At 64.4% G+C, this 14823-nt stretch carries 17 protein-coding genes; 12 read left to right on the top strand and 5 right to left on the bottom strand.

Going from position 1 to position 14823, the window contains the following annotated elements:
* Positions 1-87: 87 nt before the first annotated feature.
* Together K5R33_RS16450 and K5R33_RS16445 are read right to left on the bottom strand one after the other, a co-directional pair.
* Positions 88-501 (bottom strand): hypothetical protein, encoded by a 414-nt coding sequence (locus K5R33_RS16450; protein WP_220750174.1) that lies wholly within the window; start codon positions 499-501, stop codon positions 88-90.
* Between the two features lie 72 nt (positions 502-573).
* Positions 574-780 carry a hypothetical protein gene (locus K5R33_RS16445; protein WP_220750173.1) on the bottom strand — a complete coding sequence of 69 codons (207 nt, stop codon included), beginning with the start codon at positions 778-780 and terminating at the stop codon, positions 574-576.
* 109 nt (positions 781-889) lie between these two features.
* On the opposite strand from K5R33_RS16445, the gene K5R33_RS16440 reads away from it, so the two are divergent.
* Positions 890-2065 (top strand): hydantoinase/carbamoylase family amidase, encoded by a 1176-nt coding sequence (locus tag K5R33_RS16440; protein ID WP_255588508.1) that lies wholly within the window; start codon positions 890-892, stop codon positions 2063-2065.
* 13 nt (positions 2066-2078) lie between these two features.
* Here K5R33_RS16440 and K5R33_RS16435 read toward each other — a convergent pair whose 3' ends face one another.
* Positions 2079-2537, bottom strand: coding sequence for an Lrp/AsnC family transcriptional regulator (locus K5R33_RS16435; RefSeq protein WP_220750171.1), 459 nt, complete (start codon positions 2535-2537; stop codon positions 2079-2081).
* Between the two features lie 111 nt (positions 2538-2648).
* On the opposite strand from K5R33_RS16435, the gene K5R33_RS16430 reads away from it, so the two are divergent.
* Both K5R33_RS16430 and K5R33_RS16425 read left to right on the top strand, forming a co-directional pair.
* Positions 2649-2867, top strand: coding sequence for a DUF6356 family protein (locus K5R33_RS16430; RefSeq protein ID WP_220750170.1), 219 nt, complete (start codon positions 2649-2651; stop codon positions 2865-2867).
* A 3-nt stretch (positions 2868-2870) separates the two neighbouring features.
* On the top strand, positions 2871-3701 hold the full coding sequence (locus K5R33_RS16425) for a class II glutamine amidotransferase (RefSeq protein WP_220750169.1): 831 nt from the start codon (positions 2871-2873) through the stop codon (positions 3699-3701).
* Here the strand turns inward: K5R33_RS16425 and K5R33_RS16420 are convergent.
* Entirely contained in the window at positions 3643-4335 is a 693-nt protein-coding gene (locus K5R33_RS16420) for a response regulator transcription factor (protein WP_220750168.1), read from the bottom strand. The two genes, K5R33_RS16425 and K5R33_RS16420, sit on opposite strands and share 59 nt — an antisense overlap.
* Positions 4332-6239 (bottom strand): hybrid sensor histidine kinase/response regulator, encoded by a 1908-nt coding sequence (locus K5R33_RS16415; RefSeq protein WP_255576495.1) that lies wholly within the window; start codon positions 6237-6239, stop codon positions 4332-4334. The genes K5R33_RS16420 and K5R33_RS16415 overlap by 4 nt, the downstream gene beginning before the upstream one ends.
* Positions 6240-6480: 241 nt before the next feature.
* Here K5R33_RS16415 and K5R33_RS16410 point away from each other — a divergent pair, with 241 nt between their 5' ends.
* From K5R33_RS16410 to K5R33_RS16370, 9 genes are all read left to right on the top strand, one after another.
* Positions 6481-7104: a hypothetical protein gene (locus tag K5R33_RS16410; protein ID WP_220750167.1), complete on the top strand. Its 624-nt coding sequence runs from the start codon at positions 6481-6483 to the stop codon at positions 7102-7104.
* Positions 7105-7498: 394 nt separating this feature from the next.
* Positions 7499-9451 (top strand): AMP-binding protein, encoded by a 1953-nt coding sequence (locus tag K5R33_RS16405; protein WP_220750166.1) that lies wholly within the window; start codon positions 7499-7501, stop codon positions 9449-9451.
* Positions 9448-10218 carry a hypothetical protein gene (locus K5R33_RS16400; RefSeq protein ID WP_220750165.1) on the top strand — a complete coding sequence of 257 codons (771 nt, stop codon included), beginning with the start codon at positions 9448-9450 and terminating at the stop codon, positions 10216-10218. The genes K5R33_RS16405 and K5R33_RS16400 overlap by 4 nt, the downstream gene beginning before the upstream one ends.
* A 22-nt stretch (positions 10219-10240) precedes the next feature.
* The gene (locus K5R33_RS16395) at positions 10241-11056 is read left to right on the top strand and encodes an ABC transporter ATP-binding protein (protein WP_220750164.1); all 816 of its coding nucleotides are present in this window, start codon (positions 10241-10243) and stop codon (positions 11054-11056) included.
* Positions 11049-11543, top strand: a complete 495-nt coding sequence (locus K5R33_RS16390) for a hypothetical protein (protein ID WP_220750163.1) — start codon at positions 11049-11051, stop codon at positions 11541-11543. The genes K5R33_RS16395 and K5R33_RS16390 overlap by 8 nt, the downstream gene beginning before the upstream one ends.
* The gene (locus K5R33_RS16385; protein ID WP_220750162.1) at positions 11533-12057 is read left to right on the top strand and encodes a hypothetical protein; all 525 of its coding nucleotides are present in this window, start codon (positions 11533-11535) and stop codon (positions 12055-12057) included. The genes K5R33_RS16390 and K5R33_RS16385 overlap by 11 nt, the downstream gene beginning before the upstream one ends.
* A gap of 3 nt (positions 12058-12060) precedes the next feature.
* On the top strand, positions 12061-13050 hold the full coding sequence (locus tag K5R33_RS16380) for a branched-chain amino acid ABC transporter permease (protein WP_220750161.1): 990 nt from the start codon (positions 12061-12063) through the stop codon (positions 13048-13050).
* A gap of 179 nt (positions 13051-13229) precedes the next feature.
* Positions 13230-13589: a hypothetical protein gene (locus K5R33_RS16375; RefSeq protein ID WP_220750160.1), complete on the top strand. Its 360-nt coding sequence runs from the start codon at positions 13230-13232 to the stop codon at positions 13587-13589.
* 143 nt (positions 13590-13732) lie between these two features.
* Positions 13733-14809, top strand: coding sequence for a branched-chain amino acid ABC transporter permease (locus K5R33_RS16370; RefSeq protein ID WP_220750159.1), 1077 nt, complete (start codon positions 13733-13735; stop codon positions 14807-14809).
* The last annotated feature ends 14 nt before the right edge of the window (positions 14810-14823 follow it).

The following is a 14823-nucleotide window of genomic DNA, read 5'->3' as shown; positions in this document are numbered from 1 at the left end:
GGCGCAGACGTTCGATTGCGGTCGGTCCGACAGGTGCAGACCCTCGGTCAAGGGGGCGCCTGGGATGCGCGTTGCCCTATGAGTATTTTAGGACCCGTGATGGGGATAGGCGGCCGTCCTCAGGTGGGTTTCCAGTTTGCGGATGGCAGCTGGGTCGAGGGTCTGGTGCTGGGCGACCCAGGCGGCCAGTTGCGCCGCTCCCTGGCTGGCATTGCCGAGTCGGGCCGTGACGACAGCCTTGGCGAGATCGTGCTGCGGCTCGACGCAGGATCGCTTGGCCGCCGAGTGCCGTTCGGCCCATAGAAACCTGTCGGTCGGGTCTGCTACGCTTTGGATCGGGTCAAGAAAGGCCAGTGCCTGTTTCACAGCGCGGGGAAGGACAAGGGCGCATCCCTTGCGAAGGTGTGCCGCGCCCCGAAGCGATGTCAGATCCAACCACTGGGACGGCGGCGTCACCCGGATGTCTAGACGCAGGGTGGCGGGGGTCCGGTGCCAGGCCACGGGTCGCCCGCCCGATACATGGAGAACAAAGTCCAGCGAGAGGCCAAAACCCTCCGGTATCGCCCCGCCTGTTCACCGCGCCAGAAGGAGGAGGTGCCGGATCCCGTCGCCACCGTCACGCCACCACAATAGGCGGCGGGCCGTTTGAAACTCGTGGGGCACTAGGTGGGCCGAGAGGTCGAGGCGTAGGATATGATCGGTGTGCGCCGCCGATAAAAGGTCCGCCGGGCCGGGCGACAGTGGATCATAGCCGCGAATGGGACCGTGGCGCCGGATCATCGCTGCGCGGTGTGCTTAGACGCCAGTGTTGGGTGGTTTGACCCTTGGCCGGAACAGGGAGAATACTCGCCACCACAGACACCGACCTTTCATGCGGAAGAGGACCAAAGTGTTACCCGACCCGCTCGATCCCGACCGCTTCCTTGCCGACCTGCACGCCCTGCGCGCCATCGGGGCCAGTGGCTCGGGCGTTGTGCGTCGCGCCTTCGATCCAGACGATGTGCGCGCCCGCCGGTGGCTGGCCGGCCGCTTTTCAGAGGCCGGATTGGAGCCGCACATCGACCCCGCTGGCAACGTCTGGGGGCTGGGCGGGCCGCTGCTGATCGGGTCACATACCGATACGCAGCCAGAGGGCGGTTGGCTGGACGGGGCCCTTGGCGTGGTCGCCGGGCTAGAAGTGGCGCGGGTCACGCCCGGCGTCTCGGTCGTCAGCTTTCAGGACGAGGAAGGGCGGTTCGGCGCAACGACCGGATCCGAGATCTGGTCTGGGGCCACCACCCTGGAGGCGGCGGACGCCCTGGAGGATCTGGACGGGATACGATTTGGCACGGCACCACAGGCCCTGCCCCCTACCGGGGATTTTCCGGACCCCGCGCGGTTCACTGCCTATCTGGAGGCGCATATCGAACAGGGCCCGGTCCTGGACACGACCCAGGACACAGCGGGCGTTGTCACCGCCATCGTGGGGCTGCGCCAGGTGACGGTCACCCTAACCGGGCAGCAAAACCACGCAGGCACCACGCCCATGCGCCTCCGGCGAGATGCGCTGGCAGGGCTGGCCCAAGCGCAAATCGCCATTGCCGATCACCTCCGCAATGTCGTCACACCGGAAAGTGTCTGGACGATTGGCCATGTTACCCTGCACCCCAACGCGCCTTCCGTTGTACCCGGTCGGGTGCGGTTCTCGGTGCAATGGCGCGACGGCGACAGGGATCGCTTGGACCGTATGGAAAGGGCCATTCGTGGCGCCCTGGCCCATGTGGCGGCGGCGACGGGGCTGACCCTGGACGTATCGGACACCGCCGGCCTGCCGCCTACGACCATGGACCAGAGACTGCGCGAAACCCTGGCAGAAGCCGCCGCGGTCCACGCGCCGGGCCGGTGGCGGCATATGCCGTCTGGCGCGCTCCATGATGCCACAAACGTCGCGCGCGTCCTTCCCGTTGGAATGCTGTTCGCGCCCTCCATCGGGGGGATCAGCCATGACTTCGCCGAGGACACGGCAGAGGACGACCTGGTGACTTGCTTGCGTATCCTGGCGGATGCCGCCGCGCGACTGACGTGAGGGGGCCGGACCGTCAGATGGGCAACTCGGTCGTGTCCTTGATATCCTCCATCACGAAACTGGCCGAGACATCGGCCACAGGCACCCGCGCGATCAGCGCCTTGTAGAACCGGTCATAGCCCGCCACGTCCTCCACCCGGACGCGCAGCACATAATCCAGATCCCCTGTCATCCGGTGCGCGCCCTGGATTTCGGGCATGGCCGCGATGGCCGCCTGGAAGCGCGACAGCCAATCGGGATCATGGGCGCCCGCGCGGATCATCACGAACACGGTCAGTCCAAGACCAAGGGCGCTTGCGTTCAGATGGGCGACACGGGCCGTGATAATGCCCGCTTCTTCCATTCGCCGCACGCGGCGCCAACAGGCGTTTCGCGACAGCGCCACCATGTCGGCAAGGGCATCGAGGCTCAGCGTGGTATCTTTTTGCAGCACACGCAGGATGCGGCGATCTGTTTCGTCTATATCAACCATCTACGCTGGGCATTTATCCCAAAATATGAGTAACCGCCATCCTCTTTTGGGACCAAACGCCCGTCTGGACGGGGCAAACTGTCGGAACCTCACCCACGGATCGGAGCTCCCATGTCCCAAATCGACACCTTTCTGCGTGCCTTTCGCGATCATCCGGCTTCGGTGGATGAAACCTACTTCGGCCACATGCGCTTTGCGTTGGGGTTTGCGGCGGCTTTGTTCCTGGCCGGCGGCGCGGCGCTGGTGCATGCCTTTGTGCCGCCGCTCTGTGAAACGACGGCCAGCCGCAAGGTGAAGACCCTCTATGCCCGCATCCACAATCGGCACTGATCCATGTGTCGCCTTGTGGGCTATGTTGGCCCATCCATCCCACTGGAGCGGATCGTCACCCGCCCGCGCCATTCCCTCCTGCAGCAATCGCAGCACGCCGATGAGGCCAAACTGGCCGTCAACGGCGATGGCTTCGGCATGGCGTGGTACGTGCCAGAGACGCCCGAGCCGGGCCTCTACCGCGATGTGCAACCGGCTTGGTCAGACGCCAATCTGGCCAGCCTGTGCCGCGTCCTTCGCTCAGAACTGTTCCTGGCCCATGTACGAGCGGGGACCACGGGCGGGACAAGCCGCGCCAATTGCCATCCGTTCACCCATGGCCGGTGGTCGTTCGCCCACAACGGCCAGATCGGAGACTTTGGTCACCACCGTCGCGCTTTGGAGGCGACCCTTCCCGATTGGGCCTATGCCCTGCGGCAGGGGTCTGCGGATAGCGAACTGCTGTTCCTCATGCTGTTGGCCAACGGGTTGGACGACGACGCCGAGGCGGCCATCACCGCGACTCTGGCACAGGTTCAAGATGTGACCGGCCCGGCCCGGCAACCCACGCGGATCACGTGTCTTCTGTCCGATGGCGCCCGTTTGCTCGGGGTTCGACACGCCAGCGATGGGCGCACGCCGACGCTCTATCTGTCGCGCGGGGTGTTGGACCACGGCGGTCGTGCCCTGGCCTCAGAACCTCTGGACGGGTGCCCGGCCAACTGGGTTGCGGTGCCGGACGACACGCTGGTGACCGTAACCGCAGATGGGGCGCAGATGTCGCCCCTTCGGCACCTCACCCCTGCCAGTGCACATCCCCTAAGAAGAGATACCCGGCGCCATATATCGTCTTGATCAACGCGGGGTTCTTTGGATCCTCGCCCAGCTTGGCCCGCAGGCGCGAGATGCGGACGTCGATGGCCCGGTCGAACGCCTCCGAGGCCGCGCCGCCCAAGGCCTCCTGCATATCCGCGCGAGAGATCAGCCGCCGCGGACGGTCGAGAAACAAGCGCAGCACCTCTCCTTCGGCCTGGCTGAAACTGACGTCCCCCGGCGGGCCGCTCAGGACGTAGCGGTCGAAGTCCACGGACCACTCCCCAAAGGTCGCGCGCGATTGGCTGGGCGGCGCGGCCTTGCGCAGGCGGGCCCGGACGCGCGCTACGATTTCGGCGGGCTCAAAGGGTTTGACCACGTAATCGTCGGCCCCAAGCTCCAACCCGGTGATCCGGTCCTGCACCTGTCCACGGCCAGAGATGATGATGATGGCTGCGCCCCCCTCTAGGGCGAGACGGGACACGACCGCCAAACCGTCCCTGTCCGGCAGCCCAAGATCCACGAGACAGAGGTCCGGCATGGCGCGGCGCACCTGCGCCTCGAAGGCATCCGCTCGGGCATGGGCCGTGACCTGCATCCCGGCGTCGGTCAAAGCATCGGTCAAGATCGACCGGATGGCGGGGTCGTCATCCAGGATCGCGATGGTCGCGCTCATGCCAAGACCGCCGACAGCTTTTCGACCGAAAAGGGTTTGCGCACCACGGGCCAATGGGCGGCTGCCTCACGGTAAAGCGGCGCATCGGCTGGCAGAGACGTCATGACCGCCACCGGCAACCCCCGCGCCTCCGCATCTCGGGCCAGGTCCAGGCCCGTCTCGGCGCTGCGCAACATGATGTCCGACAGGACGAGGCCGATCCCCTCGATGTCCAGAAGGCCGCGCGCCTCAGTCACGCTGCCCGCCTCCAGCACCGTATGCCCAGCCGCCAGCAGCCGGTCGCGCACGGCCTCTCGGATATGGGCGGCGTCCTCGACCACGAGTACGAGGGTCGGCGGCAAACCTGGTGGCGGCACCCGCAGGGGCAAGCGCAGGGTCACCTGAGCACCGTCGCGCGCATTCGACAGCTGCGTCCGCCCCCCGGCCAGTTTGACGACATCATAGACCATGCTCAGACCCAGGCCGGTGCCGTCCTCTCCCTTCTCGGTAAAGAAGGGCTCCGCCCCCCGTGCCAAGGCGTCTTCGGAAAAGCCTGGCCCAGTGTCCCGGACGGTTACCTCTAGCCAGGTGTCCCGATGGGGCCGCGCGCTGAGCGTGATGGTGCCGGGGCGTGGGCCGATGGCATCGCGCGCATTCAGGATCAAGTTCAGGACCGCATCGCGCAGCGCGTCCGGGTCCAACAGCACCGGCTCATCCAAGCCATGGACCCGCGTGTCGAGCGTGACCGCCCGGGGCAGCGACGCCCCCGCCAGGACCGACAGTTCGGACCAAAGCGCCCGCAGGTCCACAGCACGGGGTTGCAGATCGCGTGGCCCAGACAGGCCCGAGATCTGTTCGATCAACATACCGCCCCGGGTGGCGGCGACGCCGATGGCCTCGACGGCCTCCCGCGCGGGGGGCGGCAGGTCCATTGAGCCAAGCTTATCGCGTAGCCCCAAGATCACTGTGAGCAGGTTGCCGAAGTCATGGGCCATGCCGGACGTGAGTTGGGCCGCCACTTGGCGCCCCGCCGCCTGGGCCACGGCGGCGCGGGCCTGCGCCTCTTCGGTGACATCCATGGACAGGGCATAGACCCCGATCACATCGCCGTCCGAGGCGAGTTCGGGCGTGAAGGAGACCCGGATACGCCGCCCCGTGGGATCATGGGTCATCTCAAAGACCGGGGCGTCGCCACCGAGGGCCGCATCCAGGTGGGGGGCAATCGTGGCATAGGGCCCGCTGCCCAGTGCCTCCTCCATGGTCAGGCCGACGATATCCGCCTGGGCCCCTGGGAAGACAGCCGCCAACCGCCGGTTGGAGAAACTGTACCGCCGGTCACGATCGAGCCGCGCGATATGGGCTGGCAGCATCTCGGTCGTGAGGCGGATCCGGGCTGCCATCTCGGTCGCATCGGCTTGGGCCGTGCGCAGAGCGGCATTGGCGGCGGCCAATTGACGGTTGGCCTGGGCCAATTCCTCGGCGCGGACAAACAGTTGGTCTGACAACACTTCGGAGCGAGCGCGGAGCAAACGCTCCTGGGTCTTGATGGCCGTGATATCGGTGTAGACGGTGACCCAACCGCCTTCGGGCAATGGCGACCCTTCGACCGAAATCACCTGCCCATTGGGGCGCGTGCGCTCCAAGTAATGGGGCTCGAACGCGCGGGCCTGGGCCACCCGCTCGGCCACCATGCGGTCGATGTCATCCGCGGGGCCGTATTCCCCGCGCGCAATCAAATGGCGGATCGTATCGGCAAAGGGGACACCGGGTCGGGTCAGGTGATCGGGCAGATCAAACATCGTCGCGAACATGCGATTGCAGACGGCCAGGCGCAGATCCGCGTTATAAATCGAGAGAGCCTGCCCAATCAGGTTCAACCCCGCTTGGGTCATCCGCGCCGTCGTTGGTGTTGCCTGTTTCGCCATCACTCCCCCTGGGGCCGGAGCGTACCACCGGCGCGGGCAAGGGCAAGGCGTGGGGCAGCGGGGCGGTCCATCGGGGTGGTCGCGCGGCCCAAAGGGCAGCCTGGCCTTACGCTTGCTTGGACCGTCAGGGGCCACAGACAAATGAGCGATGAGGGATCCCGCCCGTGCGGGCGCGGGTGGACTTTTCAGGGGATGCGAAACCGACTAGCACGCAAAGACACCATCGGAGAGACGACCGAAGATGCCGGGCCTACCCCTCAAGATCTGCGCCGTTCTGTGCCTCGCCCTGATCGCGGCCTGCGGCGGCCCGGTGCCCCCGGCGAGCGGCCCACCCCCGGCAATCAGCGCAACTCGCCTGGCCGAGCGTGAGGCCGATATCCGGTCACTCACGGCTGGCATTCAGGCGCTTGGGTCCAACATCGACCCGCTTGAGGCCGCCCGCGCCGCGCGCATCGCCTATGAATACACGGCCCAGTTGCGCCATGAGTACCGGATTACGGACAATGCGATGCTCCACAACTGGAAGGTCAATCGGGGGCTGCGACCTCGCGGGCTCTGCTGGCATTGGGCGGAGGACATCGAGACCCGTCTCAAGGCCGAGGGGTTCCGCACTTTGGACCTGCACCGGGCCATCGCGAATTATGACAACTTCCGGCTGGAGCATTCCACCGTCATCGTCAGCGCCCAAGGGGCAAGCATGTATGACGGGATGGTCCTGGACCCCTGGCGCCAAGGCGGCGTTCTAACCTGGAAGACGGTGCGTGCCGACACCCGGTATAACTGGACGCCACGGCTAGAGGTCTTCGAGTGGAAACGGGCGCGCGGTGAATTGAGCACCAGATACGTGCAGGCTGCGGGCGGGTAGACCTGCGCAAGGGTTGGGCGCGAAGATCCCCCTAACGGTTGGGATGGAAACGGCCTGCGTGTGCTGGTGAAACCCTCGTTCGAGGTGTGAGCCCCCTGGCCTTCATCGCGATTGCGATAGGCCTTGCCTGAGTACCCCGGAACGCCGCCGCGGCGGTAGGCTCAGGACGTTTTGCCACCGCCGCATGTCGGTCGTTGGGGTCGCACATTGGCCAGTCGTCTTTGCCCCCAAGGCTGACTGTGACACCCCAAGGGTGCCGGCCTAGCCACGAAAGGCAGGCACACCCGACCTGTTACAATTCGAAAGATTTCGGAAATACCTTTGCAAGAGTCACCCGCCACGGTGCCGACCGAGCGGGCCCGTCCGGGGAGGGACAGCCCGAGGGGAGGATACCATGACCGACACCGCCTTGCGGACGATCCCGCAATTCCTGGACCGGAATGCGACGGCCTTTGCCGGATCAGCGGCCTACCGCGAGAAGGAATTCGGGATCTGGCAGGAATGGACCTGGGCGCGGGCCAAGGCGGACATCGAAGAGCTGGCGCTCGGCCTGATCGCCGAGGGGATCGAAATCGGGGAACATATCGCCGTCATCGGTCGCAACCGTCCGCAACTCTACATGGCCATGGTGGCCGCCCAATGCGCGGGGGCCATCCCCGTGCCCCTCTATCAGGACGCGGTCGGCGAAGAGATCGCCTATGTCCTGGGCCATTGCGCCGCCAAATTCGTGATCGCCGCCGATCAGGAGCAGGTCGACAAGGTTCTGGAGGTCCGGGATCAGATCGAAGGTCTGCGCCACGTGGTCTACCTGGATGGGCGCGGCCTGCGGAAGTACGACCATTCCGCCATGTCGTCGATGGAGGCCTTGCAGGAGCGGGGCCGCAGTGCCGACCGGGCCGAGTTGGATCGGCGCCGCGCCCAACAGACGGGCGCCACCACCTGTGTGATGCTCTATACGTCGGGGACCACGGGGCGGCCCAAGGGCGTCGTGCTGAGCCACGACAACATCGTCGAGACATCCAAGGCCTCCTCCACCTTTGACGGGCTGCGCCAGACGGATGAAGTCCTGGCCTATCTGCCGATGGCCTGGGTGGGCGATTTCATCTTCTCCATCGGTCAGGCCATGGTCACGGGCTTCTGCGTGAACTGCCCCGAAAGCGAACATACGATCATGCATGACCTGCGCGAGATCGGGCCGACCTACTACTTCGCCCCGCCCCGCGTTTTCGAAACCCAGCTGACCAACGTCATGATCCGTATGGAGGACGCTGGAGCCTTCAAAAAGAAGCTGTTCCACAGCGCCATGGCCCATGCCAAGATGATCGGCCCAAAACTTCTGGATGGCGAAGACGTGGGGCTCGGCGACCGCCTTCGCTACAAGTTGAACGAACTGCTGGTCTTCGGCCCGCTCAAGAACACCTTGGGGCTGAGCCGCGTGCGTGTCGGCTACACGGCGGGTGAGGCCATCGGCCCGGAGCTGTTCGATTTCTACCGCTCCATCGGGATCAACCTGAAACAGCTATATGGCCAGACCGAGGCTTCGGTCTTCATCACCCAACAAAAGGACAATGAGGTCCGCTCCGACACCGTGGGCACGCCAACCCCTGGGGTGGAGTTGAAGATCGCCCCATCGGGCGAGGTCTTCTATCGTTCGCCCGGCACCTTCCAGGAATATTACAACAACCCGGAATCGACCGCCTCGACCAAGGACCCCGAGGGCTGGGTCGCAACCGGTGACGCGGGATTCATCGAAGAGGCGACGGGCCACCTACGCATCATCGACCGTGCCAAGGACGTAGGGAAAATGGCCGACGGCGCACTGTTTGCGCCGAAATTTGTCGAGAACAAACTGAAGTTCTTCCCCGAAATCTATGAAGCCGTGGTCTTCGGCGCTGGCAAGGACCGCTGCGTGGCCTTCCTCAACATCGACCTGACTGCAGTCGGCAACTGGGCGGAGCGGAACAACATCGCCTATGCCTCCTACCAGGAATTGGCGGGCCATCCCCGCGTGATCGAGACGATGCGCAGCCACGTCGCCGCGGTCAACAAATCCGTGGCCGAGGATGAGATGCTGTCCGGTTGCCAGATCCACCGCTTCCTCGTGCTGCACAAGCAGTTGGATGCCGACGACGAGGAGATGACGCGCACCCAGAAGGTCAAGCGCCGCACGATTGAGGCGAAATATGCCGATCTGATTGCGGGTCTCTATGATGGCTCGGACGAGGTCTACACGGAAACCGAGGTCACCTACGAGGACGGCCGCAAGGGCGCCATCCGCGCGACCTTGCAGATGGTTGATGCGGAGGTCGTTCCGACGCTCGGTAAGGTCCTGGAGGCGGCGGAGTGATCCTGTCATCTCGCTCCCGCGCCTTTGCGACCACTGGTGGGGGTCGTCGTCGGGCCGCCGCCAGGTCGCCTTGGCGGCGTAGGGGCCTGGCCCCAGCCCTTGTTGGCCTCGCGGCGCTCGCCACAGTTTCGTCACCGGCCTCGGCGGATATGCTGACGGAGTGGCGCGATCTGCAAGCGCGATGCGGCCAAGCCGTGGCGGGGGCCTCTGCCATCGACCTATCCGGCTTGGAGGAGCGGGCGCCCACGTTGACCTACAATCGCCGTCTCACCGATGGCACCCGACGGTACATCGGCCAGGGCGTCGCCCGGGTCGGAACAACGGCCCCGAGGGGTGTCTGGGGGCGACCGGGCGGATCCCTGGAACTCCGGGTGATCGAGATGAAAACCCGGCCCGGGACGCGGACCATCTGCGAGATCATCCCGAGGCGCGGCGGCCCCGGCCTGACGGCAGCGCAGATGGAATTGCTTCGGGATGCCTATGGCGACATGCGCGACCGTGCCGTGGCAACGGGCGCCTGGACGGCGGTGACGCTCCGGTCCGACGACCGCACCCGTCGCATGGGCATGGAATTGCACCAACCAAATGCGCGAGAGTGCTCGGTCATCGCTAGCCTGACGGTAGAGCCCGCCACCGGCTATTTTCGCAGCGCCGTCAGTGAGAAAGCGGATGTTCCGACATGCGGTGGGCCATCGTTGCTGACGGCACAGAACAGACAGGGATCAGCCACGCGCGACCCCCGCACGCAAGGGGCGACGGCGGGATAACCCCCGCCCAACGGAGAGCGACATGCTAGACACGCAAACCACCACGACCGCAGACGGTCGGACCATCGGCGGCACCGTCCTCGACCTGCGCAACATCACGCTGCGCTTCGGCGGGGTGGAGGCGATCAAGAACATCTCGTTCGATATCCGCGAGGGCGAAATCCGCGCGATCATCGGCCCGAACGGGGCGGGCAAATCGTCGATGCTTAACGTCATCTCGGGCTTTTACATTCCACAGGAGGGCGAGGTCTGGTTCCGCGGCGCGCCGCGTCCGCCGATGAAGCCCTATCAAGTCGCCCAGCAAGGGATCGCCCGCACATTTCAGAACATCGCCCTGTTCGAGGGGATGTCCGTTCTGGACAACGTGATGACGGGGCGCCTGGGCTATATGTCTTCGAACCTGTTCGCCCAGGGCCTCTGGTGGGGCCGCGCAGCCCGCGAAGAGGTGGAGAACCGCGAGGCTGTAGAGCGGGTGATCGACTTCCTGGAAATCCAGGCGATCCGCAAAACGCCAGTCGGTCGTCTGCCCTATGGATTGAAGAAGCGGGTCGAATTGGCCCGCGCCCTGGCCGCCGAGCCGAAACTGCTTCTACTGGACGAGCCCATGGCGGGCATGAATGTCGAAGAGAAGGAGGACATGTCCCGCTTCATCCTGGATGTGAACGACGAGTTCGGGACGACCATTGCCTTGATCGAGCACGACATGGGTGTTGTCATGGACCTGTCGGACCGCGTCGTCGTGATGGATTACGGGCGCAAGATCGGGGATGGCACACCCGATGAGGTGCGGTCGAACCAAGACGTGATCGACGCGTATCTCGGTGTAGCCCATGACTGACGGGACGCGTCTCGGGCGGAGTGGGGGGCCAGCCCCCCATCGGCCTTTGGCCGATCCCCCCCGGCATATTTGTGGAACATCGAAGGGCGGGTTCGGGCCTGTCCCGCTGGTCGTGGCTGGCGCCCTAGCGGCTTGCCTGGCGCAGCCGAGCTTTGCCGCCGGGGACAGGCTTTGGGACACGTTCGAACGGCGATGCCTCTTGCCCTATGAGCATCTGTTGACGCCCGACATGAGGGGTCTGACCGATGCGAATGGTGCCTGGTCCGACGGGAGCGGCTTGCGGGTCATAACGACGGAGTCGACCTGCGCGGTGACAGGGGCGGCGACGGCATCGCTCTCGGCGCGGCTCATGGGGCGGTCGGACGGGCGCCGCTATGCCGAAGTCAGAGCGGGCGTTTGGCAATCAGACCGCTGGCGTGAGCCTCGGATCGAGGTTGAAGCGCTGGCAGACGGCTATCTGGTTCGGGAGACGGACCTTGAAGGGTAAGGCCCTGATCTCCGCCGCCTGGTGTGTGGCATCGCCCGCGATAGCGGATGCGGTCGTGATACCGCCCGAGGAAGCACAGGCTTGGTCGGAGGCCATCTCCGCCTGTTTGCATGTGGTCACCACCGGGGACCTTCAGGACTTAGACGGATGGGCTTTGACAGACGTCGGCAACACGACAGTACGGCTCTCCCATGGCGTCTGGACTGTCGGTTTAGATGTGTTGCCCCCCGCTCATTGGCCCGATCACGTCGCGACGATCTGCGCCACCACGCCGGGGTCCAATTTCGCGGGTAACGAGGGACGCGGTCGCGCCGTGCGCGCGCTGCTCACGGATATCGCCGATGCGGATTTGTCGTTTCACGCCGAAGACCAACGGAGCTTTCCGGATGTTTGGCGTGGCTGCACCTTCGATGGCCGCAGCTTTTACCTGAAAAGCGTAACGCAGATGACGTCCGCTTACTTTCACTTTGATTTGGCCGGGGCCCATGTGCCCTGCGCCCAGCTGGGGGTCTAAGACATGCCTGACCAACTCCTTTTTGCCATCGAGGTGTCCCTGAACGGGCTCATGGCCGGGGTGATGTATGCCTTGGTGGCGCTTGGTTTCGTGTTGATCTTCAAAGCCTCGGGCATCTTCAACTATGCCCAGGGGGTCATGGCGCTGTTTGCAGCGATGACGCTGGTCGGCATTCAGAACGGCCAGGTGCCCTTCGCCCATCTGATCAACGCGACCTTCGGCACGAAAATCCATCACTTCGGGTGGGAAGTCCCTGCCCTGGCCGCGATCCTGCTGACAGTGGTGATCATGGCGGCCTTCGCCTGGGCAGTGAACCGTTACATTTTCCGCCATCTCGTCAACCAGGAGCCGATCATCCTGTTCATGGCGACCATCGGGCTGGCCTACTTCCTGGAGGGCGTGGCCGACCTGATGTGGGGGTCTGAGATCAAGAAGCTGGACGTGGGCCTGCCGCAAGGCATCAACGACTGGATCGATACGACAACTTTCGATGCCTTTGGCTATGGGTTCTTTATCGACAACCTGGACATCGTGGCGACGATCATCGCGGCATTGCTGGTCCTGGGACTGGTGGCGTTCAGCCAATATACCAAAGAGGGCCGCGCCCTGCGGGCTGTGGCGGATGACCACCAGGCGGCCCTGTCTGTGGGCATCTCGCTCAACTTCATTTGGGTGCTGGTCTGGTCCATCGCGGGCTTTGTGGCTCTGGTCGCTGGGATCATGTGGGGGACCAAATCGGGCGTGCAGTTTTCGCTGTCGCTGATCGCTCTGAAGGCTTTGCCGGTTCTGATGCTGGGCGGTTTCACCTCAATTCCCGGTGCGATTGTTGGTGGACTGATCATCGGCGTGGGCGAGAAGCTGTTCGAGTTTGCCATCGGTGCCCCATACCTGGGCGGGGCGACCGAGAACTGGTTCGCCTATGTGCTGGCGCTGATCTTCCTGGTGTTCCGCCCCCAAGGCCTGTTTGGGGAGAAGATCATTGAACGGGTCTAGCGATATGGGGGATCGTTGCGGCCCGTTTGTTGCGAGCGATGTCTCAAAAGTATTGACAGTTTGCGTCAACTGGAACGGACAATCGGTCAAACAGCCGATTTCGACCCCACGTCAAAGACATAGAAATGCCGGATTTGTCTGCGAAGATGACGTAAGGTCATTTTTACCCGGACAGCGCCGTGTTTCCAGCAAGCAAGTCCCCAACAGACGACGACCAACAGACGCAGGGCAAACCCGCACATTTGTTCGTGTTTTTGGCCTGGGGTGCGGTTGCGGTGTTCTTCGGTCGGTTGGAGCATCTGCGCAAGCAGGCCTTGCAAGAGGCCATCGTCCAGATGACGGACCACGTGGACGCGCGGACCAACCCGGAATTGCTGACGGATCTCAACGCCGTGTTGGCCGCCGCCGGGGACCCCGATTGGACAATGCTGTCGATCTTGGCCTTGGTCATCGCGCTGCGGTCGTTCTACCGCTTCGTGGGCGAGGTGCGGCTGACCCGGGCCAACGCCCATATCGTGTCGGCCTTGCGCAAGCTGTAGGCACAGCCTCGCGTCAGCCGTGGTCGGGACCCTGGCGGGATCGCCGAACACAAGAGACCCACAGAACACCACTAAACCTGCAAGGGCCGTGTGACACGCGCACGCCCGTAAGATCCTGCGCGCCCTTGGGAGGGGGATGAGAGATGCTGTACCGTGAGGCGGGCGATTTCAAAACGTCCTATACCGCTGACAATCAGACCTTTCCCATCCAGTTCGATCGCGTCGGCTATTGGGCCTTGCTGGCGGTCGCCGTGTTGGTGGTGCCGTTCATCATAACGGACTACTGGGCGTCGTCCTTCCTGGTCCCGTTCCTGATCTATGCCATCGCGGCCCTGGGGCTGAACATCCTGACGGGATACTGCGGTCAGGTCAGCCTGGGGACCGGCGGGTTCATGGCCGTGGGGGCCTATGCCTCCTACAAGCTGATGACGGCCTTCCCCTGGATGGACATGTTCACGGTGACCATCCTGTCGGGCTTCATCACCGCAGCTGTGGGCGCGGCCTTCGGGCTGCCATCCTTGCGGATCAAGGGGTTCTATCTGGCCGTAGCCACGCTTGCGGCGCAGTTCTTTCTGGTCTGGATGTTCAACAAAGTGGGGTGGTTCTACAACTACTCGGCTTCCGGTCAGATCAACGCGCCGGAGCGGTCGGTCTTTGGGATCATCGTGACGGGGCCGAACACCCAAGCCTGGGCGCAGTACCTGTTCTGCCTGATATTCGTCATCGCCCTTGCCTGGATCGCGCGGAATTTGACGCGGGGCACCGTGGGGCGGCAGTGGATGGCCATCCGCGACATGGACATCGCCGCCGAGATCATCGGGGTGAACCCCTTGCGCGCGAAGCTCACGGCCTTTGCGGTGTCCTCGTTCTTTGTGGGCATCTCGGGCGCGCTCTTCTTCACGGTCTACCTCGGCGCGGTCGAGGTGGGGGAAGTCTATGGCATCACCAAGTCATTCCTGGTGCTGTTCATGATCATCATCGGCGGCCTGGGCTCGATCTTCGGCAGTTTCGCTGGCGCGGCGTTCCTGGTCTTGCTGCCTGTGGTGCTGAAACTGGTGGGCGTGGATCTGCTCGGCTGGCCCACGGATATCGTGGCGCATTTGAACCTGGTCATTGTCGGCGCGCTCATCATCTTCTTTCTTGTGGTGGAGCCCCACGGCCTGGCCCAATTGTGGCGCCTGACCAAGGAGAAGCTGCGGCTTTGGCCCTTCCCCCACTGAGGGGACGGCGGGGG

The organism is Jannaschia pagri, assembly GCF_019655435.1.
Lineage (GTDB): Bacteria > Pseudomonadota > Alphaproteobacteria > Rhodobacterales > Rhodobacteraceae > Jannaschia > Jannaschia pagri.
Note: the sequence above shows the minus strand (reverse complement) of the source record. Positions and strands in the feature narration are given on the sequence as shown.